This window comes from Petroclostridium xylanilyticum (assembly GCF_002252565.1).
Lineage (GTDB): Bacteria > Bacillota > Clostridia > SK-Y3 > SK-Y3 > Petroclostridium > Petroclostridium xylanilyticum.
This window is the reverse complement of sequence record NZ_NPML01000007.1, coordinates 122341-148421: the sequence shown is the minus strand read 5'-3', so window position 1 is coordinate 148421 and position 26081 is coordinate 122341. Positions and strand designations below refer to the sequence as shown.

Annotated in this window: 24 protein-coding genes; all 24 read left to right on the top strand. The window is 38.9% G+C overall.

Going from position 1 to position 26081, the window contains the following annotated elements; translation table 11 throughout:
* The first annotated feature begins 368 nt into the window (after positions 1-368).
* The 24 genes from CIB29_RS03945 (at position 369) to CIB29_RS03830 (ending at position 26081) form a co-directional block, all read left to right on the top strand.
* Positions 369-986 (top strand): Mg2+ and Co2+ transporter CorB, encoded by a 618-nt coding sequence (locus tag CIB29_RS03945; RefSeq protein WP_242965049.1) that lies wholly within the window; start codon positions 369-371, stop codon positions 984-986.
* Between the two features lie 31 nt (positions 987-1017).
* A complete protein-coding gene (dxs, locus tag CIB29_RS03940; protein ID WP_094546979.1) occupies positions 1018-2886 on the top strand; it encodes a 1-deoxy-D-xylulose-5-phosphate synthase in 1869 nt (622 codons plus the stop codon).
* 60 nt (positions 2887-2946) lie between these two features.
* Positions 2947-3759: a TlyA family RNA methyltransferase gene (locus CIB29_RS03935; protein ID WP_094546977.1), complete on the top strand. Its 813-nt coding sequence runs from the start codon at positions 2947-2949 to the stop codon at positions 3757-3759.
* A 71-nt stretch (positions 3760-3830) separates the two neighbouring features.
* On the top strand, positions 3831-4700 hold the full coding sequence (locus CIB29_RS03930; RefSeq protein WP_094546975.1) for an NAD(+)/NADH kinase: 870 nt from the start codon (positions 3831-3833) through the stop codon (positions 4698-4700).
* A 1-nt stretch (position 4701) separates the two neighbouring features.
* The gene (locus CIB29_RS03925) at positions 4702-5151 is read left to right on the top strand and encodes an arginine repressor (protein ID WP_094546973.1); all 450 of its coding nucleotides are present in this window, start codon (positions 4702-4704) and stop codon (positions 5149-5151) included.
* A 92-nt stretch (positions 5152-5243) separates the two neighbouring features.
* The gene (gene recN / locus CIB29_RS03920; RefSeq protein WP_094546971.1) at positions 5244-6971 is read left to right on the top strand and encodes a DNA repair protein RecN; all 1728 of its coding nucleotides are present in this window, start codon (positions 5244-5246) and stop codon (positions 6969-6971) included.
* Positions 6972-7322: 351 nt separating this feature from the next.
* Entirely contained in the window at positions 7323-7727 is a 405-nt protein-coding gene (locus tag CIB29_RS03915; RefSeq protein ID WP_094546969.1) for a SoxR reducing system RseC family protein, read from the top strand.
* Positions 7728-7789: 62 nt separating this feature from the next.
* Positions 7790-8698 carry a phosphate butyryltransferase gene (locus CIB29_RS03910; RefSeq protein ID WP_198543741.1) on the top strand — a complete coding sequence of 303 codons (909 nt, stop codon included), beginning with the start codon at positions 7790-7792 and terminating at the stop codon, positions 8696-8698.
* A 15-nt stretch (positions 8699-8713) separates the two neighbouring features.
* Positions 8714-9787, top strand: coding sequence for a butyrate kinase (gene buk, locus CIB29_RS03905; RefSeq protein WP_094546967.1), 1074 nt, complete (start codon positions 8714-8716; stop codon positions 9785-9787).
* Positions 9780-10454, top strand: coding sequence for a hypothetical protein (locus tag CIB29_RS03900; RefSeq protein WP_094546965.1), 675 nt, complete (start codon positions 9780-9782; stop codon positions 10452-10454). The genes buk and CIB29_RS03900 overlap by 8 nt, the downstream gene beginning before the upstream one ends.
* A 101-nt stretch (positions 10455-10555) precedes the next feature.
* Entirely contained in the window at positions 10556-10762 is a 207-nt protein-coding gene (locus tag CIB29_RS03895; protein WP_094546963.1) for a 4Fe-4S dicluster domain-containing protein, read from the top strand.
* A 12-nt stretch (positions 10763-10774) separates the two neighbouring features.
* Complete coding sequence (locus CIB29_RS03890) at positions 10775-11839, top strand: 3-methyl-2-oxobutanoate dehydrogenase subunit VorB (protein ID WP_094546961.1); 1065 nt, start codon at positions 10775-10777, stop codon at positions 11837-11839.
* Positions 11839-12573 (top strand): thiamine pyrophosphate-dependent enzyme, encoded by a 735-nt coding sequence (locus tag CIB29_RS03885; protein ID WP_094546959.1) that lies wholly within the window; start codon positions 11839-11841, stop codon positions 12571-12573. The genes CIB29_RS03890 and CIB29_RS03885 overlap by 1 nt, the downstream gene beginning before the upstream one ends.
* Positions 12574-12592: 19 nt before the next feature.
* Positions 12593-13129, top strand: a complete 537-nt coding sequence (locus CIB29_RS03880; RefSeq protein ID WP_094546957.1) for a 2-oxoacid:acceptor oxidoreductase family protein — start codon at positions 12593-12595, stop codon at positions 13127-13129.
* A 327-nt stretch (positions 13130-13456) separates the two neighbouring features.
* Complete coding sequence (locus CIB29_RS03875; RefSeq protein WP_094546955.1) at positions 13457-15178, top strand: ABC-ATPase domain-containing protein; 1722 nt, start codon at positions 13457-13459, stop codon at positions 15176-15178.
* 99 nt (positions 15179-15277) lie between these two features.
* The gene (locus tag CIB29_RS03870) at positions 15278-15574 is read left to right on the top strand and encodes a YkuS family protein (RefSeq protein ID WP_094546953.1); all 297 of its coding nucleotides are present in this window, start codon (positions 15278-15280) and stop codon (positions 15572-15574) included.
* Positions 15575-15702: 128 nt separating this feature from the next.
* Positions 15703-16152: an RrF2 family transcriptional regulator gene (locus tag CIB29_RS03865; protein WP_094546951.1), complete on the top strand. Its 450-nt coding sequence runs from the start codon at positions 15703-15705 to the stop codon at positions 16150-16152.
* Between the two features lie 125 nt (positions 16153-16277).
* Positions 16278-17465: a cysteine desulfurase NifS gene (gene nifS, locus CIB29_RS03860; RefSeq protein WP_094546949.1), complete on the top strand. Its 1188-nt coding sequence runs from the start codon at positions 16278-16280 to the stop codon at positions 17463-17465.
* Positions 17458-17895, top strand: coding sequence for a Fe-S cluster assembly scaffold protein NifU (nifU, locus tag CIB29_RS03855; protein ID WP_094546947.1), 438 nt, complete (start codon positions 17458-17460; stop codon positions 17893-17895). Before nifS ends, nifU begins: the two co-directional genes overlap by 8 nt.
* Before the next feature lie 148 nt (positions 17896-18043).
* A complete protein-coding gene (mnmA, locus tag CIB29_RS03850) occupies positions 18044-19138 on the top strand; it encodes a tRNA 2-thiouridine(34) synthase MnmA (protein WP_094546945.1) in 1095 nt (364 codons plus the stop codon).
* 266 nt (positions 19139-19404) lie between these two features.
* Positions 19405-20496 carry an aspartate-semialdehyde dehydrogenase gene (gene asd / locus CIB29_RS03845; protein WP_094547627.1) on the top strand — a complete coding sequence of 364 codons (1092 nt, stop codon included), beginning with the start codon at positions 19405-19407 and terminating at the stop codon, positions 20494-20496.
* Positions 20497-20639: 143 nt separating this feature from the next.
* Positions 20640-21512, top strand: a complete 873-nt coding sequence (locus CIB29_RS03840) for a DUF58 domain-containing protein (protein WP_094546943.1) — start codon at positions 20640-20642, stop codon at positions 21510-21512.
* The gene (locus CIB29_RS03835) at positions 21509-23326 is read left to right on the top strand and encodes a vWA domain-containing protein (protein WP_094546941.1); all 1818 of its coding nucleotides are present in this window, start codon (positions 21509-21511) and stop codon (positions 23324-23326) included. Before CIB29_RS03840 ends, CIB29_RS03835 begins: the two co-directional genes overlap by 4 nt.
* Entirely contained in the window at positions 23316-26081 is a 2766-nt protein-coding gene (locus CIB29_RS03830) for a VWA domain-containing protein (RefSeq protein ID WP_094546939.1), read from the top strand. The genes CIB29_RS03835 and CIB29_RS03830 overlap by 11 nt, the downstream gene beginning before the upstream one ends.

The window sequence follows — 26081 nt, the reverse complement described above, 5'->3', positions numbered from 1 at the left end:
GCCTGCCTTGAGTGAATATGGTGGATAATGGATCACACATGCCTGTATTGGCCAATACAGATATGTTATTGCTGTTTGAAACCATATTTGCAAAAGAGGCTAAGAACCAGTGTGACTGTTGAGGAAAACTCCTAGACTGTTCGGATAGAGGTGCATAGGGGATTGCAGTGTGGACTGAGTGGTAATCTAGTCCTACCCATGGTAACAGGGTAGAGAAGGATTTAAAGGGAAACCACTGATTTGGCGACATTTCAGTATCCTTCTGGGAAAGCCTACTAGACCTAAGCCGCAAAATTTACTCTATGCATTACCACCGGATAATAATGACATTAACAGCTGTTTTCATCTAATACCGGGAGGATAATCTTTTGCATCAACAGCATACAGAAAAAAAAATCAACAAGCCAAATAAAATAAAAATCAGAAATACAAATGCAGGGAATAAAAAAGTTAACTATAGATGGGCTGCTATTATTGTAATATGGACGTTTATTTTTTCAATCACACTAAGTTTTATTTCATCCAGTCTGATGAATAACGTCAGTATAGGGATAGCATTTATAATATTGATAATAATAATATTTTTAGGAATTTTATTTGATATTATAGGCATTGCTGTTACTGCTGCAAGTGAAACTCCCTTTCATTCTATGGCTTCAAGAAGGATAGGGGGTGCAAAGCAGGCTGTAAAGCTTATCAGAAATGCGGAAAAAGTATCTAATTTTTGCAATGATGTTGTAGGGGACATTGCCGGGATTATAAGTGGTGCAACGAGTGCCACGATTGTTGCCCAGTTAACAGAGCGATACAGTGCTTTAAATACGGTTTTTATTGGATTGATTTTAACGGGGAGTGTAGCGGCTTTAACAGTCGGAGGAAAGGCAATTGGAAAATCTATTGCCATTTCAAAAAGCAATTACATCGTTTATAAAGTGGGTGTTATAATCTACTATTTGAGCGGGGCACTAGGCAATAAAAAGCGTTGAACTATTTCTACACAAGAAAAGAGTTGGGATGATGGGGAAAATTCTAGATACGATAAATCAACCAAAAGATTTAAAAAAACTTAACTATGAACAGTTGAACTTGTTAACGGATGAAATAAGAAAATTTTTAATTGATACTGTTTCTAAAACGGGTGGTCACCTTGCTTCTAACTTAGGGGTTATTGAATTGACCATTGCACTTCATAAAGTGTTTTCTACTCCTGAAGATAAGATCGTATGGGATGTTGGGCATCAAACGTATATTCATAAAATACTGACAGGCAGAAAAGAACAATTTGCGACATTAAGAAAATTAGGTGGTTTAAGCGGATTCCCAAAAGTGAATGAAAGTGAACACGATATATTTAATACAGGACATAGCAGCACTTCTATTTCTGCTGCTTTAGGCATGGCTAAGGCAAGGGACTTAAAAAATGAAAAATATTCTGTAGTAGCAGTTATCGGTGATGGAGCACTTACAGGAGGGATGGCGTTTGAGGCATTAAATGATGCCGGGAGGAGTAATAATAATTTAATTGTTATACTTAATGATAATGAAATGTCTATTACAAAGAATGTAGGAGGTTTATCAACCTATCTTAACAGAATAAGAACAGAACCTGTCTATTTTAAAGTGAAAGAGGATATTGATTTTATATTAAATAAAATACCTGCCATAGGGAAAAGTATGGCGAGGACGGTGCAAAGAGCTAAAGGAAGTATAAAGTATATGATCATGCCTGGTATGCTCTTTGAAGAATTAGGGTTTACATATATTGGCCCTATCGATGGGCATAATATTACTAATCTTGTAAGAGTTTTTAACCGAGCAAAAAAGATGAAGGGGCCCATCCTGATCCATGTTTATACAACGAAAGGGAAAGGCTATTCTTTCGCTGAAGAAGAACCGGACATATTTCATGGAATATCTGCATTTAATATAGAAACCGGAAAACCGATAAGTGCTAAGACAGAACCGGATTATTCAGCAGTATTTGGTGAAACAATAACGGATATTGCAGCCCGGGATGAAAGTGTAGTTGCCATTACTGCTGCTATGCCTATCGGGACGGGTTTGGGAAAGTTTGCTGAGAAGTTTCCAAACAGGCTCTTTGATGTTGGAATAGCGGAGCAGCATGCTGTAACCTTTGCTGCAGGACTAGCGGCATCAGGCTTAAAGCCGGTTGTGGCTATTTATTCATCTTTTCTCCAAAGAGCTTATGACCAGATACTTCATGACGTTGCACTGCAAAATCTTCACGTGGTCTTTGCAATCGATAGGGCTGGAATTGTAGGACAGGACGGTGAAACCCACCAGGGTATATACGATTTGTCCTATTTAAGTCATATTCCTAATTTGGTAATCCTTGCCCCTTCATGTTATAAAGAATTGCAGCAAATGTTGCTCTATGCCGTATCCTCTCACCATGGACCTATTGCAATCAGGTATCCCAGGGGAAGAGAAGATTATCCGATACCATTTAAGCAGGAACAGATACTTCCTGGAAAAGGTGAACTTTTGCTGGAAGGCAGGGATATTTCTATTATTGCCATTGGTAAGATGGTGGAGGTTGCTTTAAAAGCTGCAGAAAAGATGGCAAAAATAGGAATAAATGCGGAAGTAGTAAATGCCAGAAGTGTTAAGCCGCTGGATAGTAATCTGATTTTGCATTCTGCAGCCAAAACCGGAAAAATAATAACATTAGAGGATAATGCGGTGATAGGTGGAATGGGAAGTGCTGTTCTGGCGTTATTAAATGACAGCGGTTATAATAATATCAAAGTGAAAATAAAAGGATTTCCCGATCAGTTTATACCTCATGGGTCGGTAGAGGAACTGTTTAAATTATATGGATTGGACTCGGACAGCATTGTTAACGAGGTTACTAAGCTACTATAAATGATGAAAATATGCTCAATTTATTTTAAATTATCACTTATTATGGGGGAGTTGTAGCTCTTGGCTGGAAAACAACGGATAGATGTTTTGCTTGTAGAAAAAGGACTTGTGGAAAGCCGTGAAAAAGCGAAAAGTATTATAATGTCGGGGCAGGTATATGTGGATAACCAAAAAGTGGACAAGCCCGGGACAAAAGTAGACACCGGTTCGACGATAGAAGCACGGGGGGCTGTTCTTCGCTATGTGAGCCGTGGGGGATTAAAACTTGAAAAGGCACTGCAGCAGTTTGATATCGATTTGAATGGTAAAATTGCTATGGATATTGGAGCCTCTACAGGGGGATTTACTGATTGCATGTTGCAAAATGGTGCCAAAAAAGTATATGCAGTGGATGTAGGATATGGCCAGCTAGCTTGGCAGCTTAGGCAAGATAATCGTGTTGTTAATATGGAAAGGACGAATATAAGGTATGTGGAGTCTTCTCAAATAGAAGATGAGATTGATTTTGCATCGATTGATGTTTCGTTTATTTCATTAAAACTTGTACTTCCGGTTGCAAAAAACTTATTAAAATATGGAGGAGAAATTGTCTGTCTAATTAAACCGCAGTTCGAGGCTGGAAGAGATAAAGTAGGAAAAAAGGGCGTGGTACGGGACCAGGAAGTCCATTTTGAAGTTATTAAAAATATAATATCCTTTGCCCGGTCAATAGAATTGTCGGTATTTGGATTGAACTTTTCTCCCATCAGAGGTCCTGAAGGGAATATAGAATATCTCTTGTATGTAAAAAAATTACAATATCCTCAACAAGACGAGTTTCATGATAAAACAATATATGAAATCGTTAAGCAATCCCATGAAATTTTAGAATAACTTCTATTGTTTTATAAGTTTTTCTTATATATAATGATATTGAATAAAAAACCCAAATTGGATGTGGACGAATGAAAAGAATTTCGGTAATTCCTAATATAGATAAAGATAAGGAACTGCAAAATACAAAAAAAGTAATTGAACTGATAGAAAAATTTAATAAAGAAGTATTGGTTAGTGAACAAATTGCAAAAGCTCTCAAGCTGGATAAAATAGGGTGTAAACAAACCGAGTTGTATTCTAATACAGATTTGGTTATTGTATTGGGAGGTGACGGGACTCTTTTAAATGGGGCACGTCATACAGCACCCTTTGGAATTCCGATATTAGGCATTAATCTTGGCCATTTAGGTTTTCTGGTAGAATTGGAAAAAAACAATCTGGAACAATTTTTTAAGAAATTATTTGCCGGTGAATATACAATAGATCATAGAATGATGATCGAGGGAACTTTATTTAGAGGTGGAATGGCCTTAGATACTTTCATTGCCCTAAATGATATAGGGATTACAAGGGGGTCTTTTTCAAGAATTATCAATTTAAAAATATTTGTTAATGAGCAGTTTGTTGACTTCTTTCCCGCCGACGGCATTGTAGTATCTACTCCGACCGGTTCAACTGCATACTCTCTTTCAGCGGGAGGACCTATAGTAGATCCGAATATGAATATGATTATGGTAACTCCTATCTGTCCCCATACCTTGCATTCCCGTTCCATTATTGTTCCTGATGATAAGATCATCAATGTGCATGTAGAAGACGCTTACCATCATGATGCTATGATTACTGTAGATGGCCAGCAGGGTTATAAATTGCAGCCGAAGGATATAATTACTATTAAAAAATCTACTTATGTTACACGGCTGGTCAGGATTAGCAATAGAAGCTTTTATGATGTACTAAGGAGAAAATTGACAGAAAGGGGAATTAAAAACCTATAGCATGAAGTATGACAGGCATTCAAAAATTCTTGAGCTTATTGAAAGCAATGTTATTGAAACACAGGAAGAACTGGCAGAAAAACTTAAGAGCAGCGGGTTCGATGTTACCCAAGCTACTGTTTCGAGGGATATTAAGGAACTTCGTCTTATTAAGGTGTTAGCGGAAAACGGTAAATATAAATATGCTGCGATTAATACTCCCGATGCCAATATTACAGGAAGGTTAAGAACTATTTTTGCTGAATCGGTTACAAATATTGATTTTGCTATGAATATTATTGTAATCAAAACGTTGTCCGGTATGGCCCAGGCGGCAGCTGCAGCAATTGATGCAATGAATTGGCCGGAGATAGTAGGCTCAATTGCCGGTGACGATACAATCATGGTAATTACCAGGAGTGAAAAAAATTCCCGAGAATTGGCGGAGAAGTTTAGGAAAATGATCAAATAACATACTCTAAGCCTTGTAGCTTCGTTTTTGGAATCATATTTAAGCTTGTGCGACGAGTCAAAATAACCAAATTGTGAGGGAGGGAATTGACCATGCTTTCCCAACTATATATTGAAAACGTTGCAATTATAGATAAGATGAATGTCAGCTTTGAAGAAGGTTTAAATGTTCTGACCGGGGAAACCGGAGCGGGAAAATCCATTATTATCGATTCCATCAATATGGTTTTAGGTGAAAGGACCTCCCGGGATTTAATCCGTTCTGGAGAGGAAAAAGCTGTTGTTGAAGCGTTATTTTATATTCACTCGGAAACGATTAGCGATATGTTAGGACAACTGGGAATAGAGCTGGAAGAAGATAACGCTTTATTGATATCAAGGGAAATAACGTCAGGTGGAAAAAATGTTTGCAGAATAAATGGACGTATTGTTACTTCCTCTATGCTCAAAGATATCGGAAAATATATCGTTAATATCCATGGACAGCATGATAATCAGGCTCTCCTTCAATGGGACAAGCATATTGATTTTTTAGATAGATATGGTGGAAGCGAATTACTAAAAGTAAAAGCTGACTACCAGCAAGTATATGAAGAAGTTAGTAATATAAAATCTGAAATTCGGAGAATCAGTGGTGACGAAAGAGAGAGGGAAAGAAAAATTGACTTGCTTCAATTCCAGTTGGAGGAAATTGAGAAAGCAAAACTTAAAAGAGGGGAAGAGGAGGAACTTACAAGTCAAAAGCTTCTTTTAAGTAATGCTGAAAAGCTTATGAACTCTGTATCCAATGTATATACTATTTTATATACAGGAAATTCGAAAGGCAATTCTGTACATGATAGTATAGCGGAAGCATTAAAAAATCTTGGAGAAGTAGAAAGATTTGATTCGAAGCTCAGCCAATATTATAAAAATCTTGAAGAAATCAGTTATCAATTAGATGAATTGGTACATGATATCCGGGATTACCGGGATAATTTAGAATTTGACCCCGCAATGCTTGAGACGATAGAACAGAGGTTGGATTTGATTTTTAAGCTTAAGCGAAAATATGGTTCATCGGTAGAAGAGATTTTAGACTATCAATGTAGAATACGACGGGAGCTTGAAGAGATTTTTAGTAGTGAAGAAAGACTTGTCCGGCTTAATTCCAGATTATCGGAGAGTGTTAAAAAGTTGGAACGCCTCGCAGATGAATTATCCTACCATAGGGTTAATGTTGCAAGAAGCTTAGAACAGAAAATAATGAAAGAGCTTCATGATCTAGACATGAATAAGACCCAATTTAAGGTAAAGGTAGAAAAACTGTATGATAGATCCGGAAATTATGAATTTTCACAACAAGGATATGACAGGGTTGAATTTTTAATATCAACAAATCCCGGAGAGCCGTTAAAACCACTGGTTAAAATTGCCTCCGGTGGAGAAATGTCAAGAATCATGCTTGCAATAAAAACTATACTTGCTGATACTGATGAAGTAAATACTTTGGTTTTTGATGAAATTGATATAGGCGTAAGTGGACGTGCAGCACAAAAGATTGCTGAAAAACTTTCTTTAGTTGCGAAAAAAAAACAGATATTATGTATAACTCACCTTCCGCAAATAGCAAGTATGGCTGACCATCATTATCTTATTGAAAAAAGCGTATCCGGTGATAAATCTGCTACTACTGTTCAAAAGCTGACTTTGCAAAACCGGAGAAAGGAATTGGCTAGAATTATAGGAGGGGCGGTAATTACTGATTTAACGTTAAAGCATGCTGAAGAAATGATAAATATTGCCAGACAAATTAAGAGTGCCCAAAAACTTCCCACATAAGTTGACATTAAGTAAGGTACAATAATTAATGAAAACTTATATGGAGGTGAAGTTATAAATGCAGTGTAAAGATTGCAAAAACTTCAAACCAGATATAAACTTGGAAGCAAGCCAAGAATTATCTTTTGATAAAAACTGTATTTCCGGGAAGTGCGGTATAACCAGCTCAACCTGTGCAAGTAATAGTAAATGCAGTTGTAACGGTTTTACCGAGAAATGTAGATAACCTTTATAAAGAACTGATCTAAAAACTGATTTTAGATCAGTTTTTTGTTTACCAAAAAAAAGATGAGGAAATATCATTGTTTTTTTGGTATAATTTGAGGTGGTAGATTGAAAGGGGTGACTTAGTTGGAACAAATTGGAGTAGTTAATAAAGTTTATAACAATATTGCCCAGGTTCAAATCAAGCGAACTACAGCTTGTGGAGGAAAATGTGGAGAGTGCGGCGGATGTGAAGTAACATCTCAAAAGGTTGAGGCGTTAAATACGGTAGGTGCAAAAGTAGGACAGGTTGTGCAGATGGAAATGAACGATACGCAAATACTATTTGCTGCTTTTTTGGTATATATTATACCATTGGTAATGCTATTTATAGGATATTTAGCGGGTTATTCAGTTTTTTCCAGTGAGTTTGCTGCAGGTGTAAGCGGAGTATTACTTTTAATTATTTCCTTTTTGGTTTTAAGGAAAATGGATAAAAAGCTTGCCCGCTCAGGAAAATATCAGATTAAAATAACAAAAATATTATCTTGATTATAAGTCTTTTATGATATAATAACTTATGCAAAAATTATGTATATAGGAGGATACTGACAGTGGTCAGATCAATGAAAGAGATTATAGATTTTTCTAAAAATCTTGGAAAAAAGAAAATAGCTGTGGCAGTAGCGCAAGATGAAGATGTACTTCAATCTATTCATCAGGCTTATAATTTAGGATTAATTGATGTCAGTCTCGTTGGAGACAAGGAAAAAATTTTTCAGATAGCCGATAAATTGAATATCGATGTTTCGCGATATGATATAGTAAAGGAACTCGACAAGGTGAAAGCTGCCAGGATTGCGGTAGATATGGTAAGCAGCGGCCGGGCGGATGTCCTTATGAAGGGAATGATTAATACCGCTGATTTGTTAAAGGTTGTTTTAGATAAAGATATTGGCCTTCGGACGAATAGAGTATTAAGCCATATAGCCGTTATTGAAATTGAGAATTATCATAAACTCTTATTTGTAACCGATGGAGGTATGAATATTGCTCCGGATCTAAAACAAAAAGCAGATATCATTCAAAATGCAGTGAACGTAGCTAATAGCTTAGGCATTGAGAAGCCTAAGGTTGCTGTTCTTGCCTCTGTAGAAATGATTAATCCTGCAATGCAATGTACACTGGATGCGGCAGCATTATCAAAGATGGCTGATAGGGGACAGATTAAAAACTGTATTATTGACGGTCCACTTGCCATGGATAATGCAATTAACCTGGATGCTGCAAAACATAAAGGCATTGAAAGCGAAGTTGCCGGAGATGCTGATATTCTTTTAGTTCCGGATATTGAAGCAGGAAATATCCTGCTTAAATCCCTAGTTTTTTTGGGTAAAGGAACACCTTGCGGCATCATTGCCGGTTCAAAAGCACCTATTGTTGTAACCTCCAGGGCCGATGACTATAAGGCTAAGCTTTACTCCATTGCTTTAGCTTCTATCGCATGTGTAAATAAAAATTAAGTTGGGAGGAAAATTATGCAGAAAATTTATAAAATTCTTACTATCAACCCCGGGTCCACCTCCACAAAAGTAGCGTTTTTTCAAGGCCTTGAATGTATTTCATCCAGGACATTGCAGCATAGTTCCGGTGAATTGGAACAGTACAGCTCAATTATGGACCAGTACTTTTTAAGAAAACAAGCCATTATGGAATATTTATCGGAGCAAAATATAGACTACAAGCTATTAGATGCTGTAGTAGGGAGAGGAGGATTGCTCAAGCCTCTAAAGGGTGGAACCTATCATGTGAATCATGCTATGCTGGAAGACTTAAAAAATGCCCGGTACGGACAGCATGCGAGTAATCTGGGGGCGGTAATAGCTTATGAAATTGCTTCTCTGGCGAATATACCTTGTTTTATAGTTAACCCGGTAGTAGTAGATGAATTTGAGCCTCTTGCAAGGTATTCGGGATTGCCTGATATACCTAGGAAAAGCGCTTTCCATGCATTGAATCAGAAAGCGGTAGCAATGAGGGCTGCAAAAGAGACGGGCAAAAGGTATGACGAAGTTAACCTGATTGTTGCTCATCTGGGCGGGGGTATCTCGGTTGCAGCTCATTGTAAGGGAAAGGTAATAGATGTAAACAATGGTCTGGAAGAAGGTCCTTTCTCGCCTGAGAGAAGTGGAAGTCTCCCGGTAATTCAGTTGGTGGATATGTGTTTTTCAGGGCAATATTCAAAAGACGAGATTAAGAAGAAATTGGTTGGCAAGGGTGGTTTAGCCGCATATCTGGGAACTTCTGACGGTAAGGAAATAGAGCAGAGAATTGACAGGGGAGATGAACAGGCAAGACTTGCTTTAGAAGCAATGGCATATCAGATTGCAAAGGAGATAGCATCTTGCAGTGCAGTTTTATATGGTAATGTAGATAATATTATCATAACAGGTGGCCTGGCCCGAGACCAACGACTTGTGACATGGATTACCGAGCGGGTAAAATTTATCGCACCTGTTAAGGTATATCCGGGTGAAAATGAAATGTCTGCAATGGCAGAGGGGGCTTACAGAGTTTTAACTGGAGAGGAAAAGGCACTTCATTATGAATAACTCGAGAATTAATATTTTTACCGGACACTTTGGAAGTGGAAAAACAGAAATTGCAATAAACTTTGCAATTTATTGCAAAAAGTATTATAATAAAGTGGCAATTGTTGATCTGGATATCGTAAATCCCTACTTCAGGACGAAAGATGTTTCGCCGGTGTTGGAAAGTCAGGATATAAAGGTTGTAGCACCTTTGTTTGCAAATACAAATGTAGATATTCCTGCTTTACCGGCAGAAATTATATCACTGTTTCAGGATAAGGAATACAGGGTAATTTTCGATGTAGGCGGGGACGATAGTGGTGCAACTGCACTGGGAAGATACTACCGATATTTTTCCAATGAGCCCTATGATATGTTTTTTGTAATAAATACTAAAAGGCCATTGACTGATAATGAAGATAGTATAATTGATATGCTGCGCCAAATAGAGCAAAGCTCACGCTTAACTGTAACAGGTCTTATTAATAATACAAACCTGTCCTATATTTCAACACTGAAAGAATTACTGGAAGGACAGGAGATTATAGAAAATATTTCCAGGGAAATAATGGTGCCTATTCGCTATATTACCGGGGAAAATAAAATACTTTCACAGTTACCTGACTATTTGAAAGATAAAGCGTTCCCAATTAGCTTATATTTACAGATACCGTGGGAGCAATATTGAATTGAGAAAGGGCGTATATTTTTTAGTTGAAGAATATTATGGAATAATATTTTCAACTAAATTAAATGCACCCATTGAGAAGGGAGAATGGGGGTGACAAGATGGCAAGAGTGATTTTTAATGAAGACAGATGTAAAGGTTGTGAATTGTGTACTACAGTATGTCCTAAAAAGATTGTGGTGATGGCAACTGATAGAATTAATGTAAAGGGATTTCATCCTGCTCAGGTAATTGAACAGGATAAATGCATTGGATGTGCTTTTTGCGCTACAATGTGTCCTGATGTTGTAATAGAAATAGAGAAGTAAGGGGGCAAAGTGATGTCAGATAAAGTATTAATGAAAGGTAATGAAGCTATCGCAGAAGCAGCTATTCAAGCTGGTTGCAGATATTTCTTCGGGTATCCAATTACCCCTCAAAACGAGATTCCCGCATATATGTCAAAAAGAATGCCTAAGGTTGGCGGAGTGTATTTGCAAGCAGAGAGCGAAGTAGCAGCTATCAATATGGTATATGGAGCTGCCGGAGCCGGAGCAAGGGTTATGACCTCTTCTTCCAGCCCCGGTATAAGTTTGAAGCAGGAAGGGATTTCCTACATTGCGGGAAGTGACCTCCCCTGCGTTATCGTTAATATTGTTAGAGGAGGTCCGGGGCTGGGCGGAATTCAACCTGCCCAATCCGATTATTTCCAGGCTGTCAAAGGTGGTGCGCATGGAGATTATTATCTGGTTGTGCTGGCACCTAGCTCTATCCAGGAAGCTGTCGACTTAACGATGGAAGCTTTCGATATTGCAGATATGTACAGGACTCCTGTTATGGTAATAGGAGACGGCATGCTTGGACAAATGATGGAACCTGTCCAGTTTAAAGATTATAAAGGAAGGAATCTACCTCCAAAAGACTGGGCAACCACTGGAACAAAAGAAGAAAGAAGAAAAAATGTTATCAATTCTTTATACATTGACCCTCAGGAATTAGAAATTATGAATCTAAAGAGGTTCGAACGCTATAAACAGATTCAGTTAAATGAAGTAAAATATGAAATGGTTGACTGCGAAGATGCAGATGTTGTCCTGGTTGCTTACGGTACTACAGCAAGAGTAGCAAAGTCTGCTATGAAGAGTGCACGAGCTGAAGGGTTTAAAGTAGGTCTTATTCGTCCTATTACTCTCTGGCCGTTTCCGGTGGAAGCATTCCAAAAGGCTGCGCAGACAGCCAAGGCCTTTTTAACCGTAGAGATGAGTATGGGACAGATGGTAGAAGACGTAAGACTTGCAGTGAATGGTGCAAAGCCTGTATATTTCTACGGCAGGACAGGTGGAATGGTTCCTACACCTGCCGCAATTATTGAAGAAATAAAAAAAATATCCGGGGGTGAAAAATAATGAAAAAAGTATTTGAAAAGCCTAAAGCTATGTGTGATGTTCCTTTCCACTACTGCCCCGGATGTACCCATGGGATTATTCATCGTTTGGTAGCTGAAGTGCTTGATGAGTTAGGTGTTCAGGGCAGGACAATTGGAGTTGCATCAGTAGGATGTTCCGTTTTCAGTTATAATTATTTTGATTGCGACATGCAGCAGGCTGCACACGGAAGGGCTCCTGCAGTCGCAACTGGAATTAAAAGAGTTCATCCTGACAGTGTTGTATTTACTTATCAGGGAGACGGAGACCTGGCTGCAATCGGTACAGCGGAGATGGTACACGCTGCTGCTCGGGGGGAAAAGATTACAATTATCTTTGTGAATAATGCTATTTATGGAATGACTGGGGGGCAAATGGCACCTACTACTCTTGTTGGACAAGTTACCCAGACCTCTCCCTACGGCAGAAACGCTGAAATTCAAGGGTATCCTATAAAAGTATCTGAAATGCTGTCTACTCTTGAAGGTGCTGCTTATATCTCAAGAGTTTCAGTGGATAATGTAAAGAATATTAACGCTGCTAAAAAAGCGATTAAAAAGGCATTCGAAACACAAATAGAAGGAAAAGGATTTTCTTTGGTTGAGGTTTTATCCACATGTCCAACCAACTGGGGACTATCACCCGTCGAATCATTGGATTGGTTAAGGGCAAATATGATGCCTTATTATCCTTTGGGAGTTTATAAAGAAAAATAATACAGGGAGGCATGAAAAAATGAATAATTCTCAAGAAATAATACTGGCCGGCTTCGGTGGACAAGGCATAATGTTTGCCGGAAAGCTTATTGCGTCTGCGGGTATGTTAGCGGGTAAAGAGGTTTCATGGCTCCCATCCTATGGACCGGAGATGAGAGGCGGAACAGCAAACTGTCATGTAATCGTATCAGACCAGCAGGTTGGCTCGCCAATTATTAACAACCCAACCACATTAATTGTCATGAACAGGCCTTCACTAGATAAATTTGAGAACACCGTAACTTCAGGCGGTATAATCATTATTGACAGTTCATTGGTAAATCGAAGCATTGCCCGTACAGATGTAAAAGGAATAGAAGTCCCTGCTACTCAAATGGCAGTAGATATGGGAGAAGGAAAACTGGCAAATATGGTTTTAGTAGGTAAATTCATAAAAGAAACCGGAATAATATCCATGGATATTTTGAAAGAAGCTTTGAAAAAAGTTGTTTCTGCAAGAAAACAAGAACTTCTGGATATAAATATAAAGGCATTGGAATTAGGGTATAATTACTAATGTTTAAATAATGGATAGTGGGGCGTGAAAAGTGGGGAGCAATATCTCCCGCAAAGCTTTCTACTATCCATTATTTTTATTATTATCTATATAGTTCACAGTTAACAGTTCTCAGTTCACAGTAGTAAACGATTTAATAGCTTTTACTGTGAACCGTGAACTGTGAACCGTGAACCGTGAACTTATTTACTTTATCTGCCATGTGAAATCATTATCAGTAAATATATATAAACATGTTAGAGTTTTATTTTTGACCAATGCGGTGATTAAATGAAGATGAACTAACACAACGTGTTAAATTACTTCTATAGGAGGCATATTCGTAAAATGTTAACCCGTCAGGATTTGGTTAAAACGCTTAATAGGATTGATGGAAAAGGCTACGGCGCTTATAAGGATTTAGCAGGAGAATATAAATTTGACAACTTTATTCTGTTTATCGACCATGTGCAAAGCGACCCTTTTGCACCCCCTTCAAGAATTAGAATCCGTGTTGATATGGGTGTGGCACAAATACCGAAAGAACTATTTGGAACCAAAATTCGTAAAATTGGCTTGGAGGATTATTTTACAAGAGAAATTACTTCTGCAATACGTAAAATATCATCCGGAATAACGGGGACAGGAAAAAGCGGGCTCATTGCGATCATGCAGTGCGGCCAGGAAATCTTGGAAAGAACTTCGGTTATTATTAATGAAAAATTTATTGAAGCAAGGTTAAGTATTGGACTGCCCGCACGGGGACGGACTGTGATGGGGAAGGAAGCAGAAAAGATATTTTGCAGTCAAATTCCCGGCATTGTATCCGGTTCGATGCTTTTCAAAAATATCAACGGGGAAAAGGCCAGGAGACAGGTAGAATTAATTGAAGATCAGGAATATCTTAGAAGACAACTATTAGAAAAAGAATTGGTAGCATTCATAGCCAATCAATCCATACTGCCCAGGGAGAGCGGGATAAGTAATAAACCCTTAAGAAATGACAGTATTGTCCCCTTTGAATCTCCAAAGGAATTGGAAGTCAGTTTTGAATTGCCTAATCATGGGCCTATCAGTGGTATGGGTATAAAGCAAGGAGTTACCTTGATAGTTGGTGGAGGTTATCATGGGAAATCGACGCTATTAAAATCCATAGAACGGGGAGTATATAACCATATTGAAGGTGATGGCAGGGAGTATGTTATTACTGTAGGAAATGCTGTTAAAATTCGTGCCGAAGATGGACGGTTTGTTCAAAACGTTGACATTAGTTCCTTTATCAATAACCTTCCCGGGGGGCAGAATACAAAGCAGTTTTCCACACAAAACGCCAGCGGCAGCACTTCACAGGCAGCAAATATTATAGAAGCCATAGAAGCAGGAGCGAAATTATTGCTTTTAGATGAAGATACATCTGCAACCAACTTTATGATCAGGGATGCACGCATGCAAAGACTGGTCCATAAAGAAAAGGAACCTATTACACCATTTATCGATAGGGTCAGGCAATTATACGATGAGCTGGGAATATCCACTATTATTGTTGTTGGAGGGTCGGGAGATTACTTCGATGTAGCAGATACGGTAATCCTGATGGATGAATATGTACCCAGAGAAGTAACCCAACAAGCGAAGTTTATTGCCGGAGACCTATCTACCCAAAGAGTGGCTGAAACTAAAGGAAACTTGAATATCTCTGTAGAGAGGGTTCCTCTTGGCAGCAGTTTTGAAATAAAAGGCCACAAGGAAAAAGTTAAATCAAAGGGGACCTTATCCATTCTTTACGGGTATAATGAAATTGATTTACAGTCTGTTGAGCAGTTGGTAGATAGTAATCAGACCACTGCAATCGCTTTAATGATTAGGTATATCAGGGCTAAATATGTTAATGGTAAAGATACTTTGGATGAGATACTTAATAAGGCGTATGACGATATTCATCGATATGGTCTTGATATTATCTCTCCTTATCATTCACAGCATCCCGGTGACTATTCAATGCCCAGGATACAAGAAACTTTTGCAGCAATAAACCGGCTTCGGACACTCAAAATACTGCACAGGCAATAAATTTATCTAAAAATTTCACCGAAATCCGAGCTCCGAACTAATGATTCATTGAATAGCCACAACACCTCTTGTAAATAATAATTTCCAGGAGGTGTTTTTATGGTTGTAGCAGTTCAGCGGGGATTAGAAAGTGTTAAGGATAAATTAAGGGAGAGAGGATATGATGTTGTCACTTTTGGAGAATATAATTATCCTATTGATGCTGTAGTTTATACCGGAAATGGACTTGAAACATCCTATATTAAAAATAATAATATGCCTAATCTGGCTTCCCACACGTTAGGTTTTGGAAATATTGACAGAAGCTACGGCGTATTGCTTATCAATGCTACGAATAAGACTATAGAAGAAATTGATACTATCTTAAAACGAAAAGTTTATAGTCCGCTTTTCTAAAAGGCATTTATGATAGCAGCAATAAATTTTTTATAAAAATTATATTTTAATATTGACAAAATCACTCGGAAATGCTAATCTTTAATTGAAATCCAAGTGCAAAAGTAGGAATTTGAGGGGTGATATAAATGAGGCTGTCTACTAAAGGAAGATATGGAGTTAAGGCAATGCTTGATTTAGCGATACATTCTGCAGAGGGACACATCGCATTAAAAAACATAGCTGAGCGTCAGGATATCTCAGAACACTATCTGGAGCAATTGATAGCGACTTTGCGAAAAGCAGGCTTGGTCAAAAGCGTCAGGGGTGCACAGGGGGGATACACTTTAGCACAAGAACCATCCCAGATTACTGTGGGTGCGATACTGCGAGCCCTGGAAGGGTCGCTGGCCCCGGTAGATTGTGTGATTGAAGATGAACCGATAGAATGTGCAAACTCGTCAAAGTGTGTAACTCAAAAAATTTGGGCCAAGGTTCGTGATAGTATAAATCAGGTTGTTGACTCTATCACTCTTCAAGATCTCATTGATGATTATAAATCAATGAATAGCAATAATGGTTATATGTATTATATTTAGTTGTTAAATTATTTGCGGTTGTGAAGAAGGAGAAAGTGGTATATAATATTCAGTATTATTTTAGCTGTGGATTATTAAACATAAATAGTACTAGTCATATTTGACTTCTGGAGGAGTTCGATATTATGGATAAGTTTGTATATTTAGACCATTCTGCCACCACATATGTAAAAGATGAAGTATTGCAGGCAATGATTCCTTATTTTACAGAAAAATTCGGAAATGCATCCAGTATATATTCTTTGGGAAGAGAAAGCAAGAAAGCGATTGAAGAAGCCCGTGAAAAAGTAGCGAAAGCATTGAATTGTGAGGCCAGGGAAATATTTTTTACAGCTTCGGGAACCGAGGCTGACAACTGGGCAATAAAAGGTGTTGCCTTTGCCAATAGAAATAAAGGCAACCACATCATTACCACGGCAATTGAACACCATGCGGTTCTTCACACATGTCAGTACTTAGAGAAGGAAGGTTTTGAGGTTACCTATCTTCCTGTAGATGAATATGGAATGGTTTCGTTAGAACGATTACGAGAAGCTATTACCGATAAGACAATACTTATCACCATTATGTTTGCGAACAATGAAATTGGTACAATTCAACCTATTGCGGAGATAGGCAGAATTGCGAGGGAGAAAGGTGTTTATTTTCACACCGATGCTGTACAAGCAATAGGCAATATACCTATTGATGTAAATGAGTACAATATTGATATGCTTTCTCTGTCTGCACATAAGTTTTACGGACCAAAAGGAATTGGTGCTCTCTATGTCAGAAAAGGTGTGAAAATGCATACCTTTATGCAGGGCGGTGCGCAGGAAAGAGGAAGAAGAGCAGGAACGGAAAATGTTGCAGGTATTGTTGGGCTGGGCCATGCCATTGAGCTGGCTACAAAGAATATTGAGGCTTATAATCATAAACTTAGAACACTAAGGGATAGGCTGGTAAAAGAAGTTTTAGAAAAGATACCTTATGCAAGGTTAAATGGGCATCCTACCCAGCGCTTGCCGGGAAATGCCAATTTTTCCTTTGAATTTATAGAAGGTGAATCACTGCTGCTAATGCTGGATATGAAAGGAATTGCTGCTTCCAGTGGTTCCGCATGTACCTCGGGTTCTCTTGATCCATCTCACGTGCTGCTTGCCATCGGGTTGCCCCATGAGATTGCGCACGGATCATTAAGATTGACCTTCGGGGATGAAAATACTCAAGAAGATGTGGAGTATATCATGGAGGTGCTGCCTCCTATCGTAGAGAGACTGCGCGAAATGTCTCCGTTATATGAAGAAGTGAAAAGAGGGGTAAAGAATGTATAGTGAAAAAGTTATGGATCATTTTTCTAATCCAAGAAATGTGGGAGAGATTGAAAATGCCGATGCCGTCGGACAGGTAGGCAATCCAAAGTGTGGCGACATCATGAAGATGTATTTGAAAATTGACAATGGTGTTATCACCGATGTAAAATTTAAAACCTTTGGCTGCGGCGCTGCTGTGGCTACTAGCAGTATGGCAACCGAGATGGTAAAAGGAAAAACAATTGAGGAAGCCTTGAAAATAACCAATAAAGCTGTTGCAGATGCATTGGACGGCCTGCCGCCGGCGAAAATGCACTGTTCAAATCTTGCAGAAGAAGCAATAAAATCTGCTATTCAAGATTATTATAAAAGACAGGGACTTGAAGAAAAAGCAGAAGAAATTTGCAATGGCTGCTGCGAGGGATGTCATGCAGACCATGAAGAAGCATAAAAGATTAAACTAATTGCAAGTTGCAGCATATGCAGATGATTATAAAAATCGTTCGTAGTTCGTAGTTCATGGTTGGTAGAATAAATCTTTTACCACCAACCATGAACCACGAACCAAGAACTATTTTTTATGTATAAAAGGTGATCAAATGACAAAAGAAAAGGTAATTATAGGCATGAGCGGCGGTGTGGATAGTTCTGTAGCTGCCGCTCTTTTGCTTGAACAGGGGTATGATGTAATAGGTGTTACCATGAAAATCTGGCCCGAATCCTTAGGACAGGATAAAATCAGGGAAGGCGGATGTTGTTCATTGTCTGCCGTAGACGATGCCCGGCGTGTGGCTAACCAATTGGGAATTCCCTACTATGTAATGAACTTTCAAGAAATTTTTGAAAAAACGGTTATAGATTATTTTGTAGACGAATATCAAAAGGGCAGGACGCCCAATCCCTGCATTGCATGTAATAAATTTGTCAAATTTGATGCGCTGCTTAAAAAAGCAGTGGCAATGGGGGTGGAATATGTAGCGACAGGACATTACGCCAGGGTAGTATATGATGGGGAGTTGAGCAGGTATTTACTGAAAAAATCAGTGACAGCTGCAAAGGACCAGACATATGCTTTGTATAACCTTACCCAGGACCAATTAAAGCATATCCTCATGCCGTTAGGAAATTATACGAAAGAGCAGACAAGAGAAATAGCCAGAAAACTGGGGTTAACTGTTGCTGCCAAGCCTGACAGCCAGGAAATTTGCTTTGTTGAAGATAATAATTATGCCCGGTTTATTGAAGAGAGAACGGGAAATGCGGGAAGAAAAGGTTTCTTCGTCGATACTGAAGGGAATATTTTAGGAGAGCATAAAGGAATTATCCATTATACTGTCGGACAGCGGAAAGGATTGGGCATTGCTTTTGGAAAGCCCATGTACGTTATTGCCATTGATGCAAAGGATAATAAAGTAGTATTAGGAGAATCCGGGCAGGAATACAGCGATGCTCTTGTGGCTATCCAACCTAATTTTATTCCCTTCGATAGACTGGAAAAGGACTTGGAAGTAACTGCAAAGATCCGTTACTCTGCAAAAGAAGCAGAAGCTACTATCAGTCCTTATCAAGATGACAAAGTATTAGTAAAATTTAAAACTCCCCAGAGGGCTGTTACCCCAGGACAGGCGGTTGTGTTTTATGACGGTGATGTTTTAGTGGGTGGAGGAACGATAGACAAGGCAGTTGAGAAATGATAATAATGCGAAATAAAATGTGCTAATTTCGGGCAAGATTAGCACATTAATTGCGCACCTTTGCCACGTGATTTTCCGGCTGCAACATTCCATAATATATTAAGTGCAGATTTATATTGAATAGTATTAGAATTTTCAATCTTATACTTGTATTTTGTCACAGGATGTGCTAAAATTACACAGTATATGAACATATGTCCTTGGGGCACGTACAAATCATTGTGTATGTATTCACTGAACAGGAAATTAAGGAAAGGGTGATCTTTATGGATAAAAAGTTAAAGGTAGGAATTATTGGAGGCACGGGAATGGTGGGGCAGCGTTTTGTTTCACTTCTGCACGATCATCCCTGGTTTGAAGTGGCATGTATTGCGGCCAGTGAAAGGTCGGCAGGGAAAACCTACCTGGATGCGGTAAAGGAAAGATGGACTCAAAGCATCCCCGTGCCGGAAAAGATAGGCGGATTAATAGTAGAAAACGCCATGGATGTCGATAAAATCAGCGGACAGGTTGATTTTGTGTTTTGCGCTGTTGACATGGATAAAAATGCTGCAAAGCAGCTGGAGGAAGCGTATGCAAAAGCTGAGACGCCTGTAGTATCCAATAACTCGGCTCACCGTGCAACACCGGATGTTCCCATGGTGATTCCCGAGGTAAACCATCATCATCTGGACATTATAAGCAAACAAAGAAAGCGTCTGGGAACCAAAAATGGCTTTATTGCAGTTAAGCCTAACTGTTCAATTCAAAGCTATGTTCCTGCTATCCATGCGTTAATGGAATTTATGCCCAAACAAATCGTGGTATCTACCTACCAGGCAATATCGGGGGCGGGAAAGACCTTTAAAGACTGGCCGGAAATTATTGACAATGTCATCCCGTTTATAAAGGGAGAAGAAGAAAAAAGCGAAAATGAACCGTTAAAAATATGGGGTAGGATTGAAAAGGATGAAATTGTAAATGCAAAGGAACCTGTAATATCGGCACAGTGTATCCGCGTGCCTGTATCAGATGGACACATGGCTACAGTATTTGTTAATTTTGCAAACAAACCTTCAAAAGATGAAATTCTGAAGCTTTGGGAAAATTACCAAGGCAAGCCGCAAATCCTTGGCCTGCCCAGTGCACCAAAACAATTTCTTAAATATATGCAGGAAGATAACAGGCCTCAGACAAAACTGGACAGAGATTATGAAAACGGCATGGGCATAACGGTAGGAAGGTTGAGAGAAGATAACCTGTACCATTATAAGTTTGTATGCCTTTCACACAACACCCTCCGTGGAGCTGCAGGAGGTGCGGTTCTTATCGCAGAATTATTAAAAGCTGAAGGGTATCTTGTTTCGAAGCAAAATTAGTGGTAAACGTTGTGAATATTGTATTATAGTCATAGATGCACCGGTTTGTTTAACCGTGCATCTTTTTTATTTTACTAAAATTGTGGAACAAAAATTCTTTTATAGCAGTCTAATTTTCTGTTAAATATTAAAAAGGTGATGGGATGGAAAAGGTGAATAATATTTTTGATAGTGAATTTCTTAGAAAAATTGAACAGCTAAAAATAAACTCCAGAGTCTTAATGAGCACGAATGGAAGCGGTAACAGAAAATCCAGAAGCAAGGGAAGTTCGGTAGAATTTTCCGACTATAGGGAATATTCCAGCGGGGATGATTTCCGGAGAATAGATTGGAATGCTTATGGAAGGTTCGATAAGTTATTTATAAAGCTTTTTATGGAGGAACGGGAAGCAAGGATTAATATCTTTATTGATACCAGTGCTTCCATGAATTGGGGCACTCCCCACAAGGGCATACAGGCAAAAAGACTGGCGGCAGCTATTGCATATATAGGGCTGGCAAATTTTGATAAAGTTTCAATTTTAGCAGTAAATGAACAGATAACCTCCTCCAGGAAGTCCATCCATGGGAAAGCGGGTTTTTGGCAGGTGCTCAACTATCTCCAGGACTTGCCTTTTACGGGGGGAACAACCTTGAATAAGGCAATCAGGGAATTTGATGGCGGAGGAGCAGGAATTTCGATTATTATTTCTGATTTTTTTTCCTTTGACGGTTTGAAAGAAGCGTTAAAATATTTACAATATAAGAAACAGGACATTATATTGTGTCATATGCTATCCCCGGAAGAAATTGCTCCATCTGTCGGAGGAAGTGTAAGGCTGATAGATGTTGAGACCGGTGAAACCAAGGATATCACAGTTACTCACAGCCTGCTCAAGGCTTATCAAAAGGCTTTGGAGGACTTTACCGGAGATATCAAAAAGTTCTGTTTTAAACGGGGAATAACGTATATTCGTCTAAGTTCAGATTTAAGTATGGAAAATATGGTAAAAATGACTATAGGAGAGAAGCAATGACTTTCTATTTACCACTTGCATTTATATTTTTAATATTATTACCTGTAATTGTGTTGCTGTATTTGCTAAAACAGCAGCACCAGGATTATCCTGTTCCAAGCATCATGCTGTGGCAGCAGGCCTTAAAAGATATAGAAGCAAATGCACCCTGGCAAAAGCTGAGAAATAACCTTTTAATGCTGCTGCAATTGCTGGCAGTATCCTTGTTGGTATTCTCGTTGGCCAAACCTTTTATGATGGCAAAAAGCAATATTTCCACCGATCTTGTCCTTATCATTGATACTTCTGCAAGCATGCAGGCTGCTGATGTTTTGCCCAGCCGTTTTGAAGCTGCCCGGAGAAAGGCTGTAAAGCTTATTGAAAATAGCAAACCGGACACACGTTTTACTGTAATTAACCTGGGGCCGAGCGTTACCATTGAAGTCAATAAAAGCAGCGATAAGAGCACAGTGATTAATCAGATTAAACAGATGAAGGTTACCAATGGAATTGCAAACTATCAGGACGCAAAAAGTATTGTAAATTCAATAGTAAATGAAGCTAAGAATGCGCAGGTTATTTTATTTGGGGATCATCAATATCCGGTTGCGGATAAAGGTGTTGAGTTTATCGATGTGGCAGGGAAGAATGATAATGCTGCCATCACCCTGTTGTCATATACCATGCAAAACGATAAAATTGTAGTGTTGTCCAGAGTTTCTAATTACTCTTCAGACAGTAAAAAGATTTCTTTGAGTCTTTACGGGGATGAAAAAGTTATTGATGCCCGGGATATTGCTTTAAATGCTGGAGAAACAAAAGATATATACTGGAATTCTATTTCTGCGGCTATTACGCTTTTATCCTGTAAAATAGATACTAAAGATGATATTGAAGCTGATAATATAGCCAGGACGGTAGTAAGTCCTCAAAAAAATAAAAAGATACTGCTGGTAACCGAAAAGAATGTATTTTTAGAGAAAGTAATATCTTTAATACCCGGTGTGGAATTATTTAAAACCAATCTACAAAATGCTGACATTAAGGAAGGATACAATTTATATATTTATGATGGTTTATTTCCTGAAAAGCTGCCTGTTGATGGGAATGTTTTAGTGTTTAATCCCCCACCGGGTAATAAACATATAGTAACCAGGGATGGGTATATAAAAGTATCAAGCATTAAAAAATCAACCCATCTCCTCATGTCACATATCAATGACTATAATTTTGCAATAGCAGAGATGAGGGATATGGTTGTTCCGGAATGGGGAGAAACTGTATTAAAAATGGGAGATAAAGCTGCAATTATTGCAGGCCAAAAGGAGAGCAGGAGGATTGTCGTTGTTGGATTTGACCTTCATCATACGGATATACCTCTGAAGCCTGCTTTTCCCATTATGATGAACAATTTTATTAAATGGCTTGTTCCTTCCAGAAGCCAGGAAATAGGCAGCCTGCTGCCCTATGAGAATGCGGTATTTAATATGAGTCCTGAAGTTGAAGAGGCCAGGATAATAAGCCCGTCGGGAAAGAGTACAAAAATTGCACCGCCTTTTCCGGCTGTACCCTTTACGCAAACGGATGAAATTGGATTTTATACAATAGAGCAGAAATCGCCAGGGCAGAAGACATATGAATTTTTTGCGGTAAACTTTCCTGCTTCTACTGAATCGGGTCTAACAGTTCAAAAAAATAGTTTGGATAATGCTCAAAAGGATAAAGAAATTAAAAAAGGAACTTTTGAAGCAGGATATAACCTCACGTGGGTGTTTGCCCTTTTGGCATTGATTACCCTTTGTTTGGAATGGTGGGTGTATAATTATGGGGATTAGTTTTATACAGCCCTTGTGGTTGCTTTTTATACCACTTGGGATTTTAATGGTCGTTTTTTTAAACCGGCAGGTACGGCAGCTTGTAAGGTGGCGAAGAAATATTATCACATCGGCCAGGATAATGGTTATGGTTTTTCTTACGATGGTATTGGCAGGGGTACATGTTAGAAGCTTTTCCGATGAAACGACAACCATTTTTGTTGTTGACCGTTCGGATAGTATTATAAAATCGGAAAAAACTGTTAAAGAATTTATTGACAAAGCAATAGAGAGGAAAAGACCAAAAGATAAGATTGGTATCGTGAGTTTTGGAATGCAAGCTGTGGTAGAACAGTCTGTATCGGATAAGCCGGTTTTTAACGGTTTTGAAGTAAAAGTCGAAAGTGGTTATTCCAATATACAGGAAGGGTTAAAGCTTGCCTATTCTCTTATGCCTACCGGTACCAGAAAGCAGATCGTTTTAATAACCGATGGTGAGCAAAATATTGGAGATGCTGTCCAGCAGGCGAAAATTTTAAAAGATGGGAATATTGCTCTGGACGTGCTTGCTATTGAAGACGGTGATATGGAAGACGTTCAGATATCGCAGGTATCTGTACCTGAATTTATACATTTAAATGAAAGTTTTGATGTACTGGTAAAGATAGATAGTAATGTAAGCACTCATGCAAAAATACAACTGTATGCAGACAATTACCGCATTGCAGAACAAAGGGTAGAAATACAAAAAGGGGAAAATAAATTTGTATTTAAAGATAAGGCTGTAAAAGGTGGAAATATTGTATATAAAGCCGTTATCGACCCTGAAATAGATGGTGTTTTAAAAAACAACGAATATTCCCAATTTACCCATGTGAAAGATACTCCCAAGGTATTGGTGGTTCAGGGGGCTGATGAAGCTGCGAGGGAACTTATAAAAATTTATAAAACGGACAGTGAGGTTACGGTTGTCCGGCCAACAGCAGTACCGCTGGAGATTTCTGAATTGCAGCGGTATGACAGTATTGTGCTGTCAAATGTTTCTGCCCAGGAGTTAAATGATAAATTTTTAGAAGTACTGGAATCCTATGTGAAACACCTTGGAAAAGGTCTGATTGTAACCGGGGGAGAAGACAGTTATGCCCTGGGAGGATATTATAAAACTCCACTGGAAACAATTTTACCTGTCAATATGGATTTAAAAAATAAGGCTGACGTTCCCAACCTGGGGTTGGTTTTAGTAATTGATAAATCGGGAAGCATGAGCGAAGGACAGTACGGCTTATCAAAAATTGAGCTTGCAAAAGAAGCGGCTATCCGTTCAACAGAAGCCCTAAAAGAGCAGGATGAAATTGGAGTTATTGCGTTTGACGGAGCTGTCCAATGGGTTGTGAAGACCGGGAAGGTTGACGACATAAGGTTGGTACAGGAGAAAATAGGAAGCATCAGGGCGGACGGAGGGACCAGCATACTGCCCGCCCTGGACGAAGCAGTTAAATCATTGAAGGGAAGAGATACGAAGTTAAAGCACATTATCCTTCTCACCGACGGACAGGCTGAAAAATACGGCTATGATGGATTGGTAGAGATCATGAAAAGAGAGGGAATTACGCTTTCCACTGTCGCTGTGGGAACCGGAGCAGATTTGGAACTGCTCCAGTATTTAGCCCAAAATGGAAAAGGCAGATTTTATAAAACTGATGAATTTTCAGATTTGCCCAAGATTTTTACCAAAGAGACATTTCTCGCCGGGAAGACATACATCAATAACAGGACTTTTACGCCTGTGCTGGCAGATATCTCTGAAATTATGAACGGTATTACTTCTGTCCCGTACCTGCACGGCTATATAGGGACTTCGGCAAAAAGTACTGCCCGGGTCATTCTGACAAGCGATAACCAAGACCCAATTCTTGCGGTGTGGCAATATGGTTTGGGCAGGACGGTTGCCTGGACACCGGATGTAAAAGGGCAGTGGTCGGCTGACTGGATGGCCTGGAATAAAGCCCAGACATTTTGGAAAAATATCTTGTCATGGACCCTGCAGCAAAACTATACGGAAGAATATTCCCTGGATGGAAATATAACAGGCAACAAGGTAAATTTACAACTAAATCTAAATGAAACAGCAACGGATACAAACGTAGAAGGGATTGTTATTGGTCCTGATAGGAAAGAAAGGGAAGTCCGTTTTAATGCTGTTGCACCGGGAAAGTATAAAGCTGAGTTTGAAGGTGACAGCATAGGGGCATACCTTACCCGTATCAACATTACTCACCCCGATGGCAGGGTAAACGCTATTCATTCCGGTGTTGTCATCCCCTATTCTCCGGAATATGATATCAATAAGAATAATGGCAGGGATTTTATAACAAGGTTAACAAAAGAGGGCGGCGGCAGATTGCTGGAAAATGTTGACCAAGTTTTTAGCAGACAATTGGATAAAGTATGGAGTGAAGTAGATATTACCCATGTTTTTCTTATTTTAGCGATACTGGTATTTATGATGGATATCGCAGTGAGAAGAATTAACATCCCATATAGCAAGATAAAAGTATTATCGAATATAGTTGAAAATTCGTGGATTCAAATAAACAAAACCATGACTGCTAAAGCAAAAACATTTATTCCGCAGCCTAAAGCAGAAAATGTGGAACATACAGAGAAAATTGAAAAGAAAAAGCCGGCGGCAGCACCGCAGCAGAAGGAAAAGGTTATTGAGCAGCCTATCCATACCAGCAGGCTGCTTGATATGAAGAAGAACAGGAAAGTATAA